The 19,142-nt window shown below is 65.1% G+C and carries 19 protein-coding genes; 10 read left to right on the top strand and 9 right to left on the bottom strand.

Annotated elements, in window-relative coordinates; translation table 11 throughout:
- Positions 1 to 4: 4 nt before the first annotated feature.
- The 9 genes from EZ216_RS09270 to EZ216_RS09230 all read right to left on the bottom strand — a co-directional run bounded on the left by EZ216_RS09270 (position 5) and on the right by EZ216_RS09230 (position 10,287).
- Positions 5 to 1,069: an acyltransferase gene (locus EZ216_RS09270; protein WP_135249457.1), complete on the bottom strand. Its 1,065-nt coding sequence runs from the start codon at positions 1,067 to 1,069 to the stop codon at positions 5 to 7.
- 76 nt (positions 1,070 to 1,145) lie between these two features.
- Positions 1,146 to 1,904, bottom strand: a complete 759-nt coding sequence (locus tag EZ216_RS09265) for a hypothetical protein (protein ID WP_135249456.1) — start codon at positions 1,902 to 1,904, stop codon at positions 1,146 to 1,148.
- A gap of 4 nt (positions 1,905 to 1,908) precedes the next feature.
- A complete protein-coding gene (locus EZ216_RS09260; protein WP_135249455.1) occupies positions 1,909 to 3,861 on the bottom strand; it encodes a hypothetical protein in 1,953 nt (650 codons plus the stop codon).
- A 2-nt stretch (positions 3,862 to 3,863) separates the two neighbouring features.
- Entirely contained in the window at positions 3,864 to 5,180 is a 1,317-nt protein-coding gene (locus tag EZ216_RS09255; RefSeq protein WP_135249454.1) for an oligosaccharide flippase family protein, read from the bottom strand.
- Positions 5,181 to 5,183: 3 nt separating this feature from the next.
- The gene (locus EZ216_RS09250) at positions 5,184 to 6,182 is read right to left on the bottom strand and encodes a glycosyltransferase family 2 protein (RefSeq protein WP_135249453.1); all 999 of its coding nucleotides are present in this window, start codon (positions 6,180 to 6,182) and stop codon (positions 5,184 to 5,186) included.
- Between the two features lie 26 nt (positions 6,183 to 6,208).
- Positions 6,209 to 7,297, bottom strand: a complete 1,089-nt coding sequence (locus tag EZ216_RS09245) for a DegT/DnrJ/EryC1/StrS family aminotransferase (RefSeq protein WP_135249789.1) — start codon at positions 7,295 to 7,297, stop codon at positions 6,209 to 6,211.
- 56 nt (positions 7,298 to 7,353) lie between these two features.
- Complete coding sequence (locus EZ216_RS09240; protein WP_135249452.1) at positions 7,354 to 7,932, bottom strand: acyltransferase; 579 nt, start codon at positions 7,930 to 7,932, stop codon at positions 7,354 to 7,356.
- Positions 7,932 to 8,987, bottom strand: a complete 1,056-nt coding sequence (locus EZ216_RS09235) for a Gfo/Idh/MocA family protein (protein WP_135249451.1) — start codon at positions 8,985 to 8,987, stop codon at positions 7,932 to 7,934. The genes EZ216_RS09240 and EZ216_RS09235 overlap by 1 nt, the downstream gene beginning before the upstream one ends.
- Positions 8,988 to 9,003: 16 nt before the next feature.
- Entirely contained in the window at positions 9,004 to 10,287 is a 1,284-nt protein-coding gene (locus EZ216_RS09230) for a nucleotide sugar dehydrogenase (protein WP_135249450.1), read from the bottom strand.
- A gap of 214 nt (positions 10,288 to 10,501) precedes the next feature.
- Here EZ216_RS09230 and EZ216_RS09225 point away from each other — a divergent pair, with 214 nt between their 5' ends.
- The 10 genes from EZ216_RS09225 to EZ216_RS09180 are packed head-to-tail and all read left to right on the top strand — an operon-like array spanning position 10,502 to position 19,141.
- Positions 10,502 to 12,316, top strand: coding sequence for a hypothetical protein (locus tag EZ216_RS09225; protein ID WP_135249449.1), 1,815 nt, complete (start codon positions 10,502 to 10,504; stop codon positions 12,314 to 12,316).
- Positions 12,313 to 13,011: a WbqC family protein gene (locus EZ216_RS09220; protein WP_135249448.1), complete on the top strand. Its 699-nt coding sequence runs from the start codon at positions 12,313 to 12,315 to the stop codon at positions 13,009 to 13,011. Before EZ216_RS09225 ends, EZ216_RS09220 begins: the two co-directional genes overlap by 4 nt.
- Positions 13,008 to 13,934 (top strand): glycosyltransferase family 2 protein, encoded by a 927-nt coding sequence (locus tag EZ216_RS09215; protein WP_135249447.1) that lies wholly within the window; start codon positions 13,008 to 13,010, stop codon positions 13,932 to 13,934. Before EZ216_RS09220 ends, EZ216_RS09215 begins: the two co-directional genes overlap by 4 nt.
- A gap of 11 nt (positions 13,935 to 13,945) precedes the next feature.
- Positions 13,946 to 14,563 (top strand): class I SAM-dependent methyltransferase, encoded by a 618-nt coding sequence (locus tag EZ216_RS09210; protein ID WP_439126727.1) that lies wholly within the window; start codon positions 13,946 to 13,948, stop codon positions 14,561 to 14,563.
- A complete protein-coding gene (locus tag EZ216_RS09205; RefSeq protein ID WP_135249445.1) occupies positions 14,560 to 15,225 on the top strand; it encodes an acetyltransferase in 666 nt (221 codons plus the stop codon). Before EZ216_RS09210 ends, EZ216_RS09205 begins: the two co-directional genes overlap by 4 nt.
- A 7-nt stretch (positions 15,226 to 15,232) precedes the next feature.
- A complete protein-coding gene (locus EZ216_RS09200) occupies positions 15,233 to 16,141 on the top strand; it encodes a glycoside hydrolase family protein (RefSeq protein ID WP_135249444.1) in 909 nt (302 codons plus the stop codon).
- Positions 16,138 to 16,506, top strand: a complete 369-nt coding sequence (locus EZ216_RS09195) for a DMT family transporter (RefSeq protein ID WP_135249443.1) — start codon at positions 16,138 to 16,140, stop codon at positions 16,504 to 16,506. Before EZ216_RS09200 ends, EZ216_RS09195 begins: the two co-directional genes overlap by 4 nt.
- A gap of 46 nt (positions 16,507 to 16,552) precedes the next feature.
- Positions 16,553 to 17,386 carry a class I SAM-dependent methyltransferase gene (locus tag EZ216_RS09190; protein WP_167772862.1) on the top strand — a complete coding sequence of 278 codons (834 nt, stop codon included), beginning with the start codon at positions 16,553 to 16,555 and terminating at the stop codon, positions 17,384 to 17,386.
- Positions 17,387 to 17,390: 4 nt separating this feature from the next.
- Entirely contained in the window at positions 17,391 to 18,011 is a 621-nt protein-coding gene (locus tag EZ216_RS09185) for a class I SAM-dependent methyltransferase (RefSeq protein WP_135249441.1), read from the top strand.
- Positions 18,008 to 19,141 (top strand): class I SAM-dependent methyltransferase, encoded by a 1,134-nt coding sequence (locus EZ216_RS09180; RefSeq protein ID WP_135249440.1) that lies wholly within the window; start codon positions 18,008 to 18,010, stop codon positions 19,139 to 19,141. The genes EZ216_RS09185 and EZ216_RS09180 overlap by 4 nt, the downstream gene beginning before the upstream one ends.
- Position 19,142: the final 1 nt, after the last annotated feature.

Genomic DNA, 19,142 nt, shown 5'->3' with positions numbered 1-19,142 from the left:
AGACTCAAGCCTGTGCGACGAGGAACGGCGGATCGGTGACAACCGAGAAGCGAACGCCGTACCGCGACAGGTAATTGCGGACGTGCTCCACCATCGGGCTGGCGCCGAAACTGGTGCGGCCGGAGGCCAGATCGAACCAAGCCACGCCCAACGCGTCCAGACCGGCACTCCGGTCGGTGTCGAGTGCCGTCAGCGAAACAAGGACATCGACGCGTGCAGGCATCGCCACATCGCCGCTGACGATGGCAACCCGCGCTGGAGGAGCACCGTTTCCCGCGGCGGCATCGAGCAGGTACGCATTGCCCGATCCCGAGACGTTCGCAGGTTGCCCGAGGTAGGTCAGGAATTCAGCGAGCTCGCTCATGATCGAAACGAGCTTGTCCCATCGCTGTTCCTCCGTGAGCAGCCGCAAGTGCTTGCCATCTTCACTGATCACCTTCGCAGGCGTCCCGGCTGCCAGCGCGCGCGGCGGCACAGAGCGGTTGATGACTGCGCCGGCCCCGATCGTGGCGTATTCGCCAATCTCGACCTTCGGCAGGATGAATACGCGCCACGGCAGCCATACGCCCTTGCGGATCGTGATGGGACCAAAGCCGATCGGAAACCCGTCAAGCACGGACTGCCACGAGCCATGCGTGAACAGGTAAGTGTCGCCTCCGACACCCACGTCATCCTCGATCACGATGGGCTCCGTGGGATTGAGGAAACAGTACGGGAACACTTTTACCCGGCTACCGATGAACAACGTGGATCGGGGCGTGAGCATGCCGCCGACGACGCACTGTTCCATGACCTGACTGTCGTGCCCAATATGCACTTCGCCGGTGTCGATCGCGACCATGGTGCCGATGCGCACGCGATTGCCTAGCCGGATCTTGCGAGCACGGATGAAGCTCACCATTCCGATGCGGCACCCGTCGCCGATCTCGATATCGTCCGAAACGAGGACGGCAAGCGGGGCGATGCGGACGCCCTTGCCGATGCGCGCGCCGCGCAAGCGGTACCAACCGACCTTCAGGAAAGAAGGAAGTAGGCCGATCAAAACCATCTGGACGAACGGAATTCCCATCAATTGCCTCCTTGCCTTGGCTGAACTCAATGCGTGTGCGCCGTAAGGTCACAGTCAGTCGCCCTTCGACGACACCTCACCGGACAGCGCGCAGCACCCGCTTCACCGCATTGATGCCGGTGTCCTTGGCAAGCTGCGCACACCAGTCGATCGGGTCGTTCGCCCAGCGTTCCGGGTGGGCGGAGAGCGCCAACCGCACCGGACGGGCGCCAGTGACATACGCCATCAGTTCAGCGCTTGTGCGTATCTGCGGCGGAGCGCCTGCGGACGCTGGCTTGTCCCGCAGGTTCGCCGCTCCGCCGCCCCAGCTGCGGCCGGTATCGGTGAAGTACGGCATACCCGCATAGTCGACATCGAGGAAAGCATCCGCCTCAAGGCCGTAGTCGGCCCGGTGACCCTGATTCCACATGTCGATATTGTTGTGGGGCGAGAGCGGACTGCCGTGCATCGTCACGGTCAAGACCGGAGCCAGCCGTCGCAGACGCGCGAGATGGCCGGAGAACAGCTCGTGCGCACGCCCAAAATCGCCACGGGCAAGCGTGAGATCCTCATAGTGGTAACCCACCTCATGGCCAAGCGCGGCCACCTTGCGAATCACATCTTCGTCCCATGCGCTCCCCACGACGCGGAAGTAGTAGGTCGTGAACATGCCACGGGCGGCCTCGAGGCGCGCCATGGCTAGCGCATTCGCCGGTTTCCGGTCCACATCGTGGCGCACGAGCACGCCGCACTCGGGTCGGTTGCGGTTCCACTGGAGCACCGAGCAGAGCGGACCGACCTGGCCGCGCAGGAAGTCAACCAGAACGGCGTACTGCTCGAGAGTGAAGTCGCGCATGAGTTCAGTACAACTTCGGGACGTTGTCGATGACACGCATGGCGATGTCGAAGTCCACACCGATCAGCCCGCAATACTCGCGGATCGAATCGATGCGAGGTCGGTTTTCGACGCGTACAAGGTGCATGGCTTCCTCACGGGTCATCACGCCTTCGCGCACCTGGTTGCTGCGGAAGGTCTCGTACTCGCTGAAACCGGCTACCGTCTGATAGATGTAGTTGTAGAACGGCGCCGTCCCGTCCCCGATGCGCCAGCTCGTCGTCGTGTCCTTGGCGAGTTCCCAGTCGTACTCTTCGACCAGCGTCCGGTTGATCTCCTGCTCGTCCCAGCGCACATAGTCGAACAAGTAAAGGAAGTCTTGCTTGACGAAGTAGTACGACAGGAACGCCGTGAACGTGTCGCTGAACGACCCGTTCAGGTACCCCGGATTGGTCAGATAGTTGCGCACGTAGTACGCCAGCAGCTTCGCCTTGGCGGCGCCCGACATCCGGTTCAGTCGTACCCCGGAAGACGCCGGCGCTACGCCACAAAAGCCAGTCTTGAAGTCGGTGCGCTCGAAGTGGTTGGTCGAGTAAACCATCAGCTTTAGGCCGGTCTCGTTCATCAGCCGGTTCGCGTGCCACATGAACTGTTTGTCGCCGGCCATGAAGAGCGGGACCATGCCGAGCTCAGGCTTGCGAAACCACGCCTCCACGTTGCGCCGGACGTTCTTGCGCTTGGCCTTGATGTCTGCGGAAACCCAGATGTGCTCGACGCCCAGCTTCCCGCAAAGCCGTGCCTGGTTTCGCCGCGCCAAGTCGGTGACCATGCCCCAGTCATACGTGTAGGCGATCGGTTTCATGCCGTACTTCGCCTTCAGCAGATGCAACCCATAGCTGCTGTCACGGCCGCCACTGAAGCCGACCAGGCAATCGGCACTGCCATCCTTGCTCCGATAGCCGTCCAGCAATCGCAGCAACTTCTCCTCACCGGCGAGCACGTGCCTGGCATGGTTGCGGCAGTAGTTGCATACGCCTTGCTCGTCGAAGCGAATGTACGGCATCGTCTCCGGAAGGATGCAGCGAGTGCATCGGCGCAGGTTCAGCCAACGCTTGTACGTAAGGTCCGTACTCGTTGTGATTGAGCGGGGTGCGCGGCTTTCGTCAGGCCGCTTCGCAGCGTCACCTGACTCGGGGCCCGTTTGACCGACAACGCGAAAGGCGGTGCCCAGCACGGCAGTCTTCAAGTCCACCAGCATGGCCGTACCGGCATGCAACTGGATGACCTCACATCCCACCCAAGCCTCACCGGCATCCTTGACGATGCGTTGCGCGATTGCAAGCTCCGAACAGTAGAAGGTCGCCTTCAGCCTCGGGTTATGCACCACGAACAGTGAGCCGGTGTTGGTCAACAAGAGAAGGGCGTCGCCGCCGGCGAACAGCACCGCCAGCGACGCTTCGCCGTAGACCTGGTCGAAGACACGGCGTGCCGCGTCGGCAGCGCTGGCGCCGCGACCGATCTCGCGGTCAAGCATCGCAGCCACGACCTCGGTATCGACGTCGCTGGCCTTCCTCAAGTCCGGGTTACCGGCCCACAGCTGAGGCTCGTTGACGATGATGCCGTTGTGCACGCAAACGACGTCGCCCTTCACCACGGGCTGGTTGTTCGCATCGATGCCCTGCAAGCCGTTCGTCACAAGACGCGCGTGGCCCACGACGGCCAGTGGACGTCGCGGGGACGCGTCGAGCGCTGCCAGCGCCCGATCGCGGAACCGACCGTATTCGTCCTGCACGAGCAGTTCCGATGCTGGAAGCGCCTTCCGGATGACCTCAATGGCGCCATCGGTGCAGAAAGCCGCGCCCGCAGCTTCCTTGCCGCGCGATTCCGACTGCAGGAATAGCCGGGTGAGCATGCGGTCGAACGCGTTGCGATCCAAACCCGCTGCGTCGCCTGCCACCAAGCCGAAGATGCCGCACATATCTAACCCTTGAAAGTGTTTGCGACCAGGTTCCAGCCGACGACCCGCCGCGCCAAGTAGACCAGCAGGCCGGTGCTCACGAGGTAGCTCGCCGCGGTGCCAAGCGCCGCACCCTCGATTCCCATGATGGGCAGCAGACACCATGCGACTACTACGTTTGCCAGCACGGCGGCTACCTGCTGTCCGGTCTGGTACCCCGGATGGCCCGTGACCATCAATAGATTGTCGAACGGCACCAGAAAGGAAACGCAGATCAGGCCAGCCAGGAGAATCGCCAGCGAAGGCATGCCCTCCATCAACCCCTTCTCGGCCGGCATGATCAGGCCGGCCAAGACCCAATACGCCACGAGGAGCCCTATACCCAGCACCAGCGTAACCGGAAGGACGAATACGCGGGATTGCTCCCGGAGTTTGAGCGCCGCTGCCCAATCGCGGTCGCGGAGCGCGCCCACGAGCATGGGATTGAAATTGATACGCACCATGGCAAGCACGTGATACAGGCCGTCGACCAGCATCGCGGCGAAGCTGTAGATGCCCGTCGCGCGGTCCGACAGGAAGAAGCCGATCATCAATACGTCGACGCGCGAGTTCACCTCGGCGAACATGCCAGCGGCCAGACCCTTGGTGCCGAATACATAGTGGCGCCTGACCCAGGCCCGCGTCACCCGCAGGTGATGCAGCAAGCCCCGCGCGCCGAGGTAAGCGACCGCCGCCAATGCGGTGACGAGCTCGGCGACGACGAAGCAGAAGGTCGTCATCTCGATCGGCAGCGACGAGGCCGCGATTGCGGCCACGGCGATCATCACGATCAGGTAGCGAAGGCCCTGCAGAACTGAGAAAGCTTTCATCAGCCGCAAGCCATTCAGATAAGCGAGCAGTACCTTGTTCAGCGGAAAAAGCAGCAAGCCGATCGACGCGTTGCGGATGGCCGCACCCGTTGCTTCACTAGAGAAGGCGCGCTGGAACAGCGGCTCGGCCAGCGCGACGGCGACCGCAGCCACTACACCCATGCCCAGCGCGCAGGCTGAAGCCGTCACCAGCATGTGACCGCGCTCGACCGCATCCTTCTCGTAGAACGCGGCATGGCGCAGCACCGAGTAGTGCAACCCCCAGACTGCGAATTGCGATGCAACGATGTAGACGGCGTATGCGAGGTTGAAGACGCCCAACGCCGCCGCGTCACGCAACGCGGTCACAACAATGTTGATGACGATGCCGCTGACCGCCAGCACCACGAAGCTGCCCAGCGTGAAGGCAATATCACGCGACAGCTTCTGGTGCCGCAAGCTGTGCACCGCGCGCTCTATCAGGGACTTCATCCGTCAATCCGCCTTGAGGGATCGCTGGCGGACGTCGCGATGCTTCAGCGGCGGGTTCAGGTGCTTGTTCTCGTCGTAGTCGAACCACATCGCAAAGAACAGCGAGTTGAAGCTGAGCGAAAACGAGAACATGCAGCCGAAGAGGGTGATTTCAGGCACGCTTCCCTGGGTGATCCAGAGGGCGATGAGGCGGACGAACAACAAGGCACTGATCGCCAGGCCCATGAACCCGAAGGCGTAGAAGAACACCAGCGGATGGAAGTTCCTGATGATGTACTTCTCCTTCAGCCGCCAGAAGAACAGGCGCACGAGCAGCGACCCGATGGTGAACACCACCTTGCGAATCTTGATGCCCGACTTCTCGCCGACGTTGTAGACCGGCTCGATGGGCACGTCGACAACCCGCATGTTCGCCACGTTCAGCTTGACCAGCAGGTCATTGGGCTGCCCATAGCGCTTGTACATGTTGTCCCAGTCGATGGCGCGCAACGCCGCCTGATTGATGGCCGTATAACCGGTCTGGGAGTCGGCCACGTGCCAGTAACCGGAGGCGATCTTGGTCAGCAGCGACAGCGCGGAGTTGCCGAAGAAACGGACCTTCGGGATCTTGCGGAACGCCTCGCCGGTGACCAGACGATTGCCCTTGGTGTAGTCGGCTTCGCCGTCCACCACCGGGTCGAGGATCGCGGGCAGGTCCAGCGGGTCCATCTGGCCGTCGCCGGCCATCACCACCGAGATGTCGTAGCCGTTGTCGCGCGACCACTTGTAGCCGGTGGCGATCGCACCACCCACGCCTTGGTTGATCTCGTGCTCCAGCAACGTCACCTTGCCGGCGGCGTGGCCGGGGTGGGCGCGAACCACCTCGGACGTGCGGTCCCGGCTGCAGTCGTTGATGATCACGATCATGTCGACGAATGCCGGCATGGTCTCGATCACGCGCGCGATCTGGGTTTCCTCGTTGTACGCCGGGACGACGACGCTGACCTTGTGATTCCTGTACATGGAAGGCTTGTTTCCTAGTGGTGAGGTCAGCAGGCGGCCAGCGCCGCGACCACGCGGTCCATCTGTGCTTCGGTCAGATCCGCGCTCATCGGGAGGCTCATCACCCGATCCGCAGCCCAGTGGCTGTTCACGGTCTCGGCGGCCGAAGCGTCGTCGCGGTAAGCCGGCTGGCGATTCAGCGACAACGGGTAGTGCACCGCGGTCGGCACACCCTGCTCGGCCAGCGCCTTGACGACGGCTTCGCGATTCTCGACGAACACCGTGTACTGCGCCCACACGCAATCGCGGTCGCCGCGCACGGTGAGCAGCTTGACGTTCTTCAGCCCGGCCAGCTTCTTCGCGTACAGGTCGCCCAGCGCCAGGCGCCGCTCGATTTCCCAGCCGAAGCGCTCCAGCTTGCCCAGCACCACGGCGCACTGGATCGTGTCCATGCGGCCGCCCACGCCGATGCGCGTGTGGTAGTAGCGGCGCTCCTGGCCGTGGGTGCGGATTTCCTTCAGGGCCTTGGCCAGCAAATCATCGTTCGTGAAGATGGCCCCGCCGTCGCCATAGCAGCCCAGCGGCTTGCTCGGAAAGAAGCTGGTGCAGCCGAGGGTGGACACGTTGCAGCTCTTGCGGCCCTTGTAGGTGGCGCCGAAGCTCTGGGCCGCGTCCTCGATGACCGCCAGCTTGTGCTTTTCGGCGATGGCGTTGATGGCGTCCATGTCGGCCACCTGGCCGTACAGCGACACCGGCATGATGGCCTTGGTGCGCGGCGTGATCTTGGCTTCGATCTTGGTGACGTCGATCAGGCAGGTGTCGCGGTCGATGTCGACGTACACCGGCTTGGCGCCGGCCAGCACGATCATCTCGGCCGTGGCGGCGAAGGTGAACGGCGTGGTGATCACCTCGTCGCCAGGGCCGATGCCCAGCGCCATCAGCGACATGAGCAGCGCCTCCGTGCCCGAAGCGCAGCTGATGGCGTGCTTGGAACCGGTATAGGCGGCCAGCTGGCCTTCCATCTCGGCGACCTCGGGGCCCAGGATGTACTGGCCGTGGTCCAGCACTTTCTGGATGCGGGCGTCGATCGATTCCTTCAGCGCGCGGTACTGCGACTTCAGGTCGATGAACTGGATCTTTTCCGGCGCCGTTTCCTTGAGCATGGCGTTCATGTCGTTCCCTCGTTCGTGGTTCAGGCCAGCAGCGTGACCTTGCCTTCGCGCAGGCGGTACTTGTCGCCCGTGTGCGGGCAGGTGGCTTCGCCGTCGCCTTGCAGCGGCAGCTGCAGGCGTTCGCCGAAACGGCTCATCCAGCCGGCCTGGCGGGCCGGCACGCCCACCATCAGCGCGAACGCGGGCACATCACGGTTGATCACCGCGCCGGCGCCCACGAAAGCGTATTCGCCGACGGTGGTGCCGCACACGATGGTGCAGTTGGCGCCCAGCGTGGCGCCCTTCTTCACCAGGGTGCGGCGATATTCGTCCTTGCGCACCACGGCCGAGCGGGGGTTGTACACGTTGGTGAACACCATGCTGGGGCCGCAGAACACGTCGTCTTCTAGCGTCACCGCGTCGTAGACCGACACGTTGTTCTGGATCTTCACGTTGTCGCCGATGACCACGTCGTTGCCCACATACACGCCCTGGCCCAGCGAGCAGCGCTGGCCGATGCGAGCCTTGGGGCTGACATGCACGAAGTGCCACACGCGGCTGTCTTCGCCGATCTGCGCGCCTTCGTCGACGATGGCGGACGGATGGACGGTGTAGCCCATCAAAGCTCCAGCGGCAGGCTGACGCGCACGCCGTCGCGCGCGCTACGGTAGGCCGCCACCAGCACTTCCAGCGACTTCAGGCCTTCGCGGCCGTCCACTTCGGGTTGGGCCTGGCCGCGCATGACGTCGATGACGTTGCGGTAGTACAGCGGGTGGCCGAAGCCGTAAACGCTGGTGGTCTCGTAGCTGGCCGCCTTGACCTGTTCGTCCTCGGGCTGCTGGTCCTCGAATTCCCAGTGCTGGATCTCGTTGACGGCCACGCCGCCCACGCGCACGGTACCCTTTTCTCCGAGGATGGTGATGCTGCCTTCCAGGTTCTTCGGGTACGTCAGCATGGTGACGTTCAGCGAGCCCAGCGCGCCGCTGCGCCACTTGACCGACAGCACGCCGGTGTCTTCGGCTTCGATGTCGCGCGCCAGCGTGCCGGCGTAGGCGTGCAGGCTTTCGATGGGGCCGATCAGCCATTCCAGCAGATCCACATAGTGGCTGGCCTGGTTCATGAAGGCGCCGCCATCCAGCTCCCAGGTGCCGCGCCACTTGGCCTGGTCGTAGTAGCCCTGCTGGGGCCGCTGCCAGAAGACGTTGAGCGTCACCATGTAGATGCGGCCGAAGCGCTTCTGCTCCATGGCCTTCTTCAGCAGCTGCAGCGTGGCGTTGCGACGGTTCTGCTTGACGACGAACAGGCGCACGCCGGCTTCATCGCAGGCGCGCACCATGCGCAGGCCGTCTTCCCACTTGGTGGCCATGGGCTTCTCGGTCAGCACGTGGAAGCCGGCCTTGGCGCACTTCACCGCGTGCGACGGGTGCACGCCACTGGGCGTGGTGAGGATGACGACGTCGGCATTGGTTTCGGCCAGCATCGAATCGATGTCGGCGTAGCCCTTGGCGCCCGTTTCCTTCACCGCGGCCTGCAGCGCAGCGGGGTCGATGTCGCACACCGAGACGAGTTCGGCGTCGTCGCCGTGCTGGCGGATGGACCCGACGTGGTTCTTCGAGATGCGGCCGCAGCCCACAAGGGCGAAGCGGACCTTGCGGCCCTGGATCGGCTGGCTCATTTGGCTGGCTTTCCGGTTACAGGCGCCAGACCGTGAAGCCGGCGGCTTCCAGGTCGGCGCGCTTGAAGATGGACTTGACGTCGACCAGCACCGGTTTCTCGTGACGCACCATGGCGCGCAGCTGGGCCGAGGTCAGGGCCTTGAATTCCTTGTGCGACACGGCCACCACCAGCGCGTCCACCTTGTGGTCGGCGTCCACCTTGCCGAGCTTCAGGCCGTATTCCTCCTCCACCTCGTGGGGGTCGGCGTGCGGGTCGCAGACGACCACTTCGATACCCCAGCTGCGCAGTTCCCGCACGATGTCGACGACCTTGGAATTGCGGGTGTCGGGGCAGTTTTCCTTGAACGTGACGCCCAGCACGCCGACCTTTGCCTTGGAGACGTCGTGCTTGCACAGCGTCATCTGCTTGACGGCGCTGCGTGCCACGTAGCGGCCCATGTTGTCGTTGATGCGCCGGCCGGCCAGGATCACCTGCGGGATGTACCCCAGCTTTTCGGCCTGGTGCGTCAGGTAGTAAGGGTCCACGCCGATGCAGTGCCCGCCCACCAGGCCCGGGCGGAAAGGCAGGAAGTTCCACTTGCTGCCGGCGGCTTCCAGCACTTCCTGGGTGTCGATGCCCATGCGCTCGAACACCACGGCCAGCTCGTTCATCAGCGCGATGTTCAGGTCGCGCTGGGTGTTCTCGATCACCTTGGCGGCTTCGGCCACCTTCAGGCTGCTGGCGCGGTGCACGCCGGCGGTAACCACCGAGCCGTACACCTCGGCCACGACGTCCAGCGTGCGTTCATCGGAACCCGAGACAATTTTGCGGATCTTGGTAAAGGTGTGCTCGCGATCGCCCGGGTTGATTCGCTCGGGGCTGTAGCCCACGGTGAAATCGGTACCGTATTTCAGGCCCGACACCTGCTCCAGCACGGGGATGCAGTCTTCTTCCGTCGCACCAGGGTAAACCGTGGATTCGTACACCACGATGTCGCCCTTTTTCAACGCCTGCCCGACCGAGCGGGAAGCGCTGATCAGCGGGGAAAGGTCCGGCTTGTTGCCGGTGTCCACCGGCGTAGGCACGGCGACGATGAAGAAATCGCAGGCCTTCAGGTCCTCGATCTCCCGGGTGTAGCGGATTCGCGCCCGGGCCAGTTCGGCCTCAGCCACCTCGTCGGTGCTGTCCTTGCCTGACTGGAGTTCGGCGATGCGCTGGGCCTTGATGTCGAAGCCGACGACCGGGTGAGTCTGGCCGAAGGCCACAGCCACCGGCAACCCCACGTAGCCGAGGCCCACCACTGCGATTTTTCTATCCATACCTCGGTGATGCCGCATCGGCGGCTCAATTACTGGCAACCCATCATTATCGCATCCAGATGCGGCGCACCTTGCCCGGTAACCGTGCGAGACATGTCCATCCAGACAGACTTGTTACCATCTCGCGCTCGCCGAACCCACGCGCGCAATCGACGGTCGCGACGGCCCCCAGATCTTCCCGATGTCCGGGCCGCTCGCCCATCCACACCGATCCATGACGGCCCCCCGCTTTTTTCTTGTATCCGGTACCGGTTGCGTGCTGGCGCTGGTTCTGCTGGTGCGGGCGCTATGGCTCTGCGGCGTTGGCCTGGACTTCAGTGATGAGGGTCTCTACCTGCAGTGGTTGGCGCATCCCGGGGTTTACCCGGCGTCGGTGACCCAGTTCGGATTTGCTTACCACCCGCTCCACGACATCCTGAACGGCGACCTGGCCGGCCTGAGGCGTGCGAACCTGCTGCTCACCGCACTGCTGGCTTGGGGGCTCGGCCTCCGACTGGCGGCGGGCCCACGCGAAGTGCGTACCGACCCCGCCTTGCGGCACGGGGGGGCCTTCATCCTCGCGGCGTCTTCCCTTTGCCTACTGCTGCTGTGGCTGCCCACCCCCAGCTACAACTCCTTGGCGCTGCAGGGGCTGCTGCTCGCGGGCGTGGGGCAATTCGGACTGCGGAAAACGGAGGGACGCGCGGACGCGGCCAACTTGCTGCTCGTCGCTGCGGGCGGCTGGGTGACCTTCCTGGCGAAACCGACCACCGCGGCCGTCCTGTTCCTCCTGACCGCCACCTACCTTGCCGTAGCCGGTCTGCTGACGCTCCGGCGCATCGCCTGGCTCTCGGCCTGGCTGGCCGGCCTCGCCATCACTTCCTGCTGGCTGATTGCAGGATCCGTGCAGGCCTTCGTGCAGCGCGTGGCGTTGGGGCTCGAAGACGCGCAGGTACTTTCGCCGGCGTACAGCTCGTCGCGCCTGCTCCAGCTCGTGTGGCCCGAGATGGCCCGCAACGAAATCAGGGGCCTCGCGGCGGTCTTCGCGCTCACCGCCGTCCTTCTCCTCCTTCTGCGGAGCCAGAAAAGGCTCGTGCGCGCGGCTGGCGTGCTGCTGGCAATCGCGGGTCCCGTTTACGCGCTTGGCGCGCTCACCGGCATCGTCCGTGGCATCCCCAACATCGGCTATCGCGGGCTGTGGCTGTTGGGCGTCGCAGGCGGCGGAGCCGTCGTCCAAGCCTGGCTCTTCATACGCGCGCAGCCGGATACCCGCCGCAGCTGGCCCGAACACCTCGCACGCTTTGGCTGGCTGCTGCTCGCCCCCTTCGGGTTTGCGTTCGGAACCAGCAGCGATCTCTGGGCGACTTCAGCCCTCGCCGGCTGTTTCTGGCTGATGGCGGCTTTCGCCAGTGCCATATCCACGGGCGGCAGCCATTCACATGACGGCGGGCGGCCTGATTCCGGGGGTGTGGCCGTCGCCTCGCTCGGGCTGGCTCTGATCACGGTCTTTTTGGCCTATTCGATGGCACATCCGTATCGCCAATCGGCCGCGCTGGCCAAGCAGAACGACCCCGTCCAGATCGGGGGCCGGGGCGAGCTGAGAACGGATGCTGCGACAGCCGGCTTTCTGAACTCCCTGCTCCCCGCGGCGCGCGCAGCCGGCCTTGGCCAAGGAACACGTGTCGTGGATCTGACGGGGCGTTTGCCGGGCGTCCTCGCCGCCCTCGGCGCCACGAGCCTGGGCCAGGCCTGGCTGATCGGCGGGTATCCGGGCAGCGAGCGGAGCGCAAGGCGTGCGCTGCAGCGCGTCGGCTGCGACGAGTTTGCGCGCGCCTGGGTGATCACCGAACCGGCAGGATCGAGGCGCCTCGATCCATCCCTGTTGTCGGCCGGCGGTTCTGACCTTGCTCGCGACTACCACCCGGCGGTACACGCCTTGCTGCCGCCCAACCACCAGTCCGAAGCCTCTGAAGTGGTGTTCTTCCGTCCCACCCGTCCCCTCGATCAGGCCCTCGCCGCCTGCGAACGGGCCCGAACAGGAATGCCATGAGCCGCCGCGTTGCAATCGTCCAGTCCAACTACATCCCGTGGCGAGGCTATTTCGACCTCATGGCGTCCGTCGACGAATTCGTCCTGTACGACGACGTCCAGTACACGCGCCGGGACTGGCGCAATCGCAACCAGATCAAGACGCCCCAAGGACTGCAGTGGCTGACGGTCCCGGTGCGCGTGAAGGGCAAGTATTCCCAGGCCATCCGAGAAACCGAGATCGAAGCGTCGGCCGACTGGGCGGCAGACCACGTGAAGGCGCTTTCGCTCAACTACCGCCGGGCGCCTTTTTTCGGGCAGACCATGGAATGGCTGCGGACGCTGTACGAGGCGCCTCCGGACATGCTTTCGGCGCTGAACCGCCGCTTCCTGGGGGCGGTCGCGGCTCGCCTGCACATCTCCACGCGACTGAGCGACAGCGGTTCCTACGAACTGGCGGGAGACAAGTCGGAGCGGCTTGCACGCATAGCGCAGCAAGCCGGCGCCAACGTCTACGTCTCCGGTCCGGCGGCGAAGGGCTACCTGGACGAATCCGTTTTCGCGGCGCTCGGCATCGCGGTCGAGTGGTTCGACTATTCCGGCTACTCGCCCTATCCGCAGCTGTGGGGCGAGTTCGTGCCCAACGTGAGCGTCGTGGACCTTTTGTTCAATTGCGGCCAGGATGCGGCGCGGCACCTAAAATTTGCGCGCAAATGAAGCTGTCCGTCGTTTCGACCCTTTACCGTTCCGCGCCGTACATCCGTGATTTCTGTGCCCGGGTATCGGCGCAGGCGCGTGCGTTCGCAGGAGACGACTACGAAATCATCCTGGTGAACGACGGCTCGCCGGATGACAGCCTGCAGCTGGCCATCTCGGAGCACCTGGCCGATCCGCACGTGGTCATCGTCGATCTGTCGCGCAATTTCGGGCACCACAAGGCCATGATGACGGGCCTGGCCCATGCCGAGGGCGAGTACGTGTTCCTGATCGACAGCGACCTGGAAGAGCTGCCGGAGTGGCTGGAGTCTTTCGCGCGGCGCATGCACGAGGAAAAGTGCGACGTGGTTTATGGCGTGCAGGTCGAACGCAAGGGCGGGCGTTTCGAGCAAGTCACGGGCACGTGGTTCTACGGGCTGTTCCGGCTCGTCACGGGCGTGGCCCTTCCAAGGAACGTCGTGACGGCCCGCCTGATGTCGCGCCGTTACATGAAGTCCCTGGTGCTGCACGACGAGCGCGAGTTCTTCATCGCCGGACTGTGGCACCTCACCGGATTCGACCAACGCGCGGAACCGGTGGAGAAGCTGTCGCACAGCGAGACCACGTACACCTTGGGACACAAAGTGTCGCTGCTCGTCAATTCGATCACTTCGTTCAGCAGTGCGCCGCTGGTCGGCATCTTCTATGTGGGCGTCACGATCCTGGTGTTCGCGCTGGCATACATCGCCTACGCCGTGTACGTGCGGCTGACCGCGGCCACGCCGGTCAGCGGCTACACCTCCCTGATCGCTTCGGTGTGGCTGCTTGGCGGCCTGATGGTTTCTTTCATGGGTGTGATCGGCATCTATCTTTCAAAAGTGTTCGTGGAGGCCAAGCGCAGGCCGTACAGCATCGTGCGCGATGTCTTCAGGCGGTCCGCATGAACGGATCCCCATTGGACGAAGTCGCCGGCTACTACGGCGGCAGGCTGCGGGAACACGGTGCGACGCCCCAGGGCGTCGACTGGAACGGTGCCGAGAGCCAGTTCACCCGCTTTCGACAGCTGCTGAAGGTTCTTGAGCGCGACGGTCCCGGCTCCATCAACGATCTGGGCTGCGGCTACGGCGCCCTGCTGGACGAGTTCGATCGCATTGCGCCCGGCCAGGCCTACGCCGGATTCGATCTCGTCCCGGCCATGGTGCAGGAAGCCACCGCGCGGCATGGAGCGCGGCCCCGCACGCGGTTCGCCGTCGGGGCGGCGCCGGACGCGCCGGCAGACTACGGCGTCGCCAGTGGCATCTTCAACGTGCGGCTGGATTCGTCCGACGAGTCGTGGTGGGAAGTCATCGTCGGCGCACTGGACTCCCTTCATGCGACGAGCCTCCGTGGGTTCGCGTTCAACTGCCTGACCTCCTACTCCGACCGGCCCCTGATGAAGCCGCATCTCTATTACGCCGACCCGATGCGCGTGTTCGACCATTGCAAGAGAAGGTACTCGCACCAGGTCGCGCTGCTGCATGACTACGGCCTGTACGAATTCACGGTCATCGTCAGGCAGGATGTCCATAGATGAAGCAGCCCCTGGTCATTTTTGGAACGGGCGACATAGCGGAACTCGCCAGCTTCTACTTCGACCGTGATTCGCCGTACGAAGTGGCGGCATTCACCGTCGACGGCGAGTATGTGAAGGAGCCGAACTTCCAGGGCAGACCGGTGGTCGCCTTCGAGGAGGCTGCACGCACTTTCGCTCCGGAGCAGCACGCCTTCTTCGCGGCGCTGTCATACAGCAAGTTGAACGAGGTTCGCAAGACGAAGTACCTGGCCGGCAAGGCTCTCGGCTATCGAGTCGCCAGCTACGTCAGCTCGCGTGCGACGGTCCTCAACGACCACCGCATCGGCGAGCACGCCTTCATCCTCGAGGACAACACCCTCCAGCCGTTCTGCAGCATCGGCGACAACGTGACGCTGTGGAGCGGCAATCACATCGGCCACCACAGCCGCATTTCCGACCATTGCTTCCTCGCGTCGCACATCGTCGTGTCGGGCGGCGTCGAGGTCGGCGAATCGTCCTTCATCGGCGTGAACGTGACGATCCGCGACCATGTGAAGGTCGGGGCACGATGCGTGCTCGGTGCAGGCGCATTGGTGCTCGCGGACTGCGAACCGGAAGGGGTCTACTCCCCCCTGGCCACCGAGCGTTCCCGGGTGCCCAGCACCCGCCTGCGACGTCTCTGACCCCCAGATGGCCTGGCGCAAACTCGGCCGGCTCTACGAGCCTCGGCCGCTTCACGACAAGTTGCTGACCCATGCGGCAAATCCGGTTCCGGTGCCTCTCGGCGGAGACCGGTACAGGGTGCTGTTCAACGGCCGCGACCACCGCAATCGCTCATCAGTCGGCTGGGTCGACCTGGACATCGGCAGCGGCGCCATCCTGCGCACTTGCGATGAACCCGCATTCGTCCACGGCCCCGACGGGAGCTTTTACGCGGACGGCATCAGCATCGGCAACCTCTACGACACTCCCGAAGGGATGTTCCTGCCCTTCATGGGCTGGCGTGCTCCGTCCGGCCAGCATTGGTGGGGCGAACTGGGCCGCTTCCGAGTTGCCGACGATCTGATGCTGCACCTCGATCCCGCCGGCGTGTGGCTGGGCCTGAGCGCAACCGACCCGATCAGCGTCTCCTATCCCTGGGTCATGCGGGATGCGCAGGGCGGTTACCGGATGTGGTACGGCTCGACGCACTCATGGGACGCGGGCAATGGCGAGATGCTCCACGCCCTGCACGGCGCCGTGTCGAAGGACGGCCACGGCTGGTCCCTGGAGGGACCAGCCGTCCCTTACGCCATCGGCCAGGCGCAGGCATTCTCGCGACCAAGCGTTGCACGACTGGATGACGGCGCCTGGCGCATGTGGTTCTCGTGCCGCTCCGGCGCCGGCGAGGCTTATTGGATCGGCGCCGCCGCGAGCGACGACCTGATGAACTGGCGCCTGCTGCCGCGGGATATCGAGCCGTCAGCGGAAGGCTGGGACAGCGAGATGATCGAGTACCCCTATGCTTGGCGGCACGACGACCGCCTGCTGCTGCTGTACAACGGCAACGGTTACGGGGCCACGGGGTTCGGCCTCGCCGAATGGGAGGCACCGGCTTGAGCGTCATCCTCCATGCGCTGCCCACGATCCTCCTCGTGGCCTACAGCCAGCTCATGAGCGCCTGGCGGCTCCGCCACCTGGCGGCCCATGCCACCTTGCCCCCCGACAAGCTAACCCGGGCTTGGTTCTACCTCACCGACCCGTGGATCGCGTCGGCCTACATCGCGGCGCTGGTCGGCGCGGTCGCGTGGATGTTCGTAGTGGAGAGGTTCGATGTCTCGCTGGCGTTTCCCCTCTACATCGGGCTGATCATCGCCATCGTCACGCTCGCCAGTGCGCTGCTGTTTCATGACCCGCTCCCGGCGATGAAGCTGGCAGGCATCTTTCTCATCATCCTGGGAGTCGTCCTTGTCAGCCGCGCCTGAGGCGTCCGATAGCGCCGACGGCGGCCTCGTCGCCTTCCTGGCGGAGGTGGCGGACCACGTCGCGCAGCACCGGCCCGCGTTGACGCCACTGCTGGACGTCTTCGTGCAAGAAGCGAAGTTCGCGCGCCAGTCCATCGACGCCCGCTTGCGTGAACTTCCGCCCGGCGCGGCCATCCTGGAAGTCGGCGCCGGGCTGATGCTCATGAGCTGCCACCTGCGGGCGCTGGGCTACGAGGTCCATGCGCTGGAGCCGATCGGGCACGGCTTTTCCGGCTTCGCCGAGTTGCAGGACGTGGTCCTCGCGTTTGCTCGCAGCCGCGGCGTTGGCCCCCGGGTCCTGCCCATCCCCGTCGAGGATCTGCAGGAAGTCTCGCGCTACGATTTCGCGTTTTCGTTGAACGTGATGGAGCATGTGGGTAGCGTGCCGGAGGCGATCGCCTGCGTCGGCCGCGCGCTGCGGCCCGGCGCCAGCTACCTGTTCATCTGCCCGAACTATCTCTTCCCGTACGAGCCTCACTTCAACATGCCCACCCTGGGCTCCAAACGGCTGACCGAAAAGGTCCTCGGACGCCGCATCCTGGCGTCCAAGGCGGTTCCCGACCCGCAGGGCACCTGGCATTCGCTCAACTGGATCAACGTACTCCAGGTGGGTCGTGTTTGCCGCAAGCACACCGACCTCGCCTGCAGCTTCGACCGCACGCTGCTGGCGACCTTCTTCGAACGTGCGGCGCACGATCCCGGCTTCGCCGCGCGACGCGGCGAAGCCATCGCCTGGGTGGCTTCGGCCATCGTGCGCAGCGGCCTGTCGCGCGCGCTGCGCTTCCTGCCGGCGGCACTGCAACCGGTCATGAAATGCACCCTAACCAAGGCGGGCGCCTGACACCATGAGCCAGATCACTACCGGCATCCGCGCGTGCCTGAACCTCCCGGCCCTGTACACGGCCTTCCAGTACGCGATGGGAGCGCGCTCCGGCTGGACCTACCTGGCCCGCACGCACATCCGCGCCCGCCCCGGCGACGCGATCCTGGACATCGGCTGCGGGCCTGCCGACATCCTCGGCTACCTGCCGCCCGTGAAGTATTGGGGCTTTGACATCGATCCGGGCTACATCGACAGCGCTCGCCGGAGGTTCGGCGAGAACGGCACCTTCACCTGCAAGGAACTCTCGCCAGCCGACGTCGCCGGCCTGGAGCCGTTCGACATCGTGCTCGCGACGGGTGTGCTCCACCACATGGACGACGCAGTGGCCACCGGCCTGCTGAGCACCGCGCGGGCCGCGCTCAAGCCGGGCGGCCGGCTCGTCACGATCGACCCCGTCTTTGCCGACGGCCAGAGCCGCATCGCCAGGCTCCTGATCGAGAACGACCGTGGGCAGAACGTAAGGACGAAGGAGGGTTACGAGCAGCTGATGCGCAGGCGTTTCGACGATGTGCGCGTGCTGGTGCGGCACCGCCGCTGGATCCCCTACACCCATTGCATCATGGAGGCGACCGCGACGCCATGAGGCTGCGCACCCGGGCCCGCCCCTGTTCCGTCTGCGGCAGCGCGGACACCATCGCCCTGCCCTCGCCCGGCACGCGATCCATGCGCAGCGACGGCCTGGTGGTGGGCCAGCCCTTGTCCAAGTGGCACTGCGTGGCCTGCGCATCGGTGTTCCGCGCGGCGGAAAGGACCTTCCACAAGGCCCGCTCGGCCGAACCGGCCTACGTGCTGAATGCCAAGGCCGACAACGCCTTCGACCTGCAACGGCACTCGGGCTACGCCGACGTCGTCGCCGACGCCATCCCCAGTGCGCCTGCGGCCATCCTCGACGTCGGTTGCGGCAACGGGGCGCTGCTGACGCTGCTGGGTCGCCGCTGGCCGGCTGCGCGCAGGATGGGCGTGGAACCCGCGGCGCTGCCGCGCGCCCAGGCCGCCCAGCGCGGTATTGACACCGCGCCGACGCTCGGCCCCGGCCTCGTGGCCGACCTTGTGGTGAGCATCAACGTCCTGGAGCACACAACGGCGCCCGCGGCGTTCCTCTCCGGGATCGCGAGGGCATTGCGGCCGGGTGGTATCTGCGTGCTCGTCTGGCCCGACGACAGGACGCCTTCGTCCGAGCTCCTGCTCAACGACCACCTGCACACCCTTTCCACGGAGACCGTGCGGACACTGGCCGCGTGCAGCGGGCTGGAGGCCAAGTCGGCTCTCCGCGCGCCGGCGGGCTTCCAGGGACTGCGACTGGCACACGGACGCTTCCCGATCGGAGCGCTCACCTCCTTGCGGACACAGCGCCTGCCCAGCCTGGCCCTGGCAAGGCAGCGCGGCGGCTACCTGGGCCGCTGGGCCGCGCTGGATGCCAACCTGCTGGAGCGCACGCTCCCGGAGAAGCACCTGGTGGCCTTCGGCAACGGCGAGGCGGCACAGACGCTCAGGGCTTACGCCCCGCGGGCGTGGTCGCGTGTCCACGCGATCAGCGCCGACGTCCCGGTGGGCGACGACTGGGGCTTGCCCGTCATCGACCCCGCCCAGCTCGAGCCGGATCGGCACCAGTTGCTGCTGGCCACGCACCCCCGATGGCAGGCTCGGCTGCGCGCGCGCTTCGAGGCCGCGGGCATCCGTTGCCTCTCCTGGGATGATCTCGTTGCGGCCTGAG

The organism is Ramlibacter humi (assembly GCF_004681975.1).
Lineage (GTDB): Bacteria > Pseudomonadota > Gammaproteobacteria > Burkholderiales > Burkholderiaceae_C > Ramlibacter > Ramlibacter humi.
This window is presented reverse-complemented; position numbering and strand designations above follow the sequence as displayed.

What these genes read in the sequence shown, in the direction of transcription:
- EZ216_RS09225 (WP_135249449.1), top strand. Translation starts at nt 10,502, where the DNA reads ATGACGGCCCCCCGCTTTTTTCTTGTATCCGGTACCGGTTGCGTGCTG.
- EZ216_RS09235 (WP_135249451.1), bottom strand. Translation starts at nt 8,987, where the DNA reads ATGAGCCAGCCGATCCAGGGCCGCAAGGTCCGCTTCGCCCTTGTGGGC.
- EZ216_RS09255 (WP_135249454.1), bottom strand. Translation starts at nt 5,180, where the DNA reads ATGAAGTCCCTGATAGAGCGCGCGGTGCACAGCTTGCGGCACCAGAAG.
- EZ216_RS09270 (WP_135249457.1), bottom strand. Translation starts at nt 1,069, where the DNA reads ATGGGAATTCCGTTCGTCCAGATGGTTTTGATCGGCCTACTTCCTTCT.
- EZ216_RS09230 (WP_135249450.1), bottom strand. Translation starts at nt 10,287, where the DNA reads ATGGATAGAAAAATCGCAGTGGTGGGCCTCGGCTACGTGGGGTTGCCG.
- EZ216_RS09240 (WP_135249452.1), bottom strand. Translation starts at nt 7,932, where the DNA reads ATGGGCTACACCGTCCATCCGTCCGCCATCGTCGACGAAGGCGCGCAG.
- EZ216_RS09250 (WP_135249453.1), bottom strand. Translation starts at nt 6,182, where the DNA reads ATGTACAGGAATCACAAGGTCAGCGTCGTCGTCCCGGCGTACAACGAG.
- EZ216_RS09205 (WP_135249445.1), top strand. Translation starts at nt 14,560, where the DNA reads ATGAAGCAGCCCCTGGTCATTTTTGGAACGGGCGACATAGCGGAACTC.
- EZ216_RS09215 (WP_135249447.1), top strand. Translation starts at nt 13,008, where the DNA reads ATGAAGCTGTCCGTCGTTTCGACCCTTTACCGTTCCGCGCCGTACATC.
- EZ216_RS09265 (WP_135249456.1), bottom strand. Translation starts at nt 1,904, where the DNA reads ATGCGCGACTTCACTCTCGAGCAGTACGCCGTTCTGGTTGACTTCCTG.
- EZ216_RS09260 (WP_135249455.1), bottom strand. Translation starts at nt 3,861, where the DNA reads ATGTGCGGCATCTTCGGCTTGGTGGCAGGCGACGCAGCGGGTTTGGAT.
- EZ216_RS09180 (WP_135249440.1), top strand. Translation starts at nt 18,008, where the DNA reads ATGAGGCTGCGCACCCGGGCCCGCCCCTGTTCCGTCTGCGGCAGCGCG.
- EZ216_RS09200 (WP_135249444.1), top strand. Translation starts at nt 15,233, where the DNA reads ATGGCCTGGCGCAAACTCGGCCGGCTCTACGAGCCTCGGCCGCTTCAC.
- EZ216_RS09220 (WP_135249448.1), top strand. Translation starts at nt 12,313, where the DNA reads ATGAGCCGCCGCGTTGCAATCGTCCAGTCCAACTACATCCCGTGGCGA.
- EZ216_RS09185 (WP_135249441.1), top strand. Translation starts at nt 17,391, where the DNA reads ATGAGCCAGATCACTACCGGCATCCGCGCGTGCCTGAACCTCCCGGCC.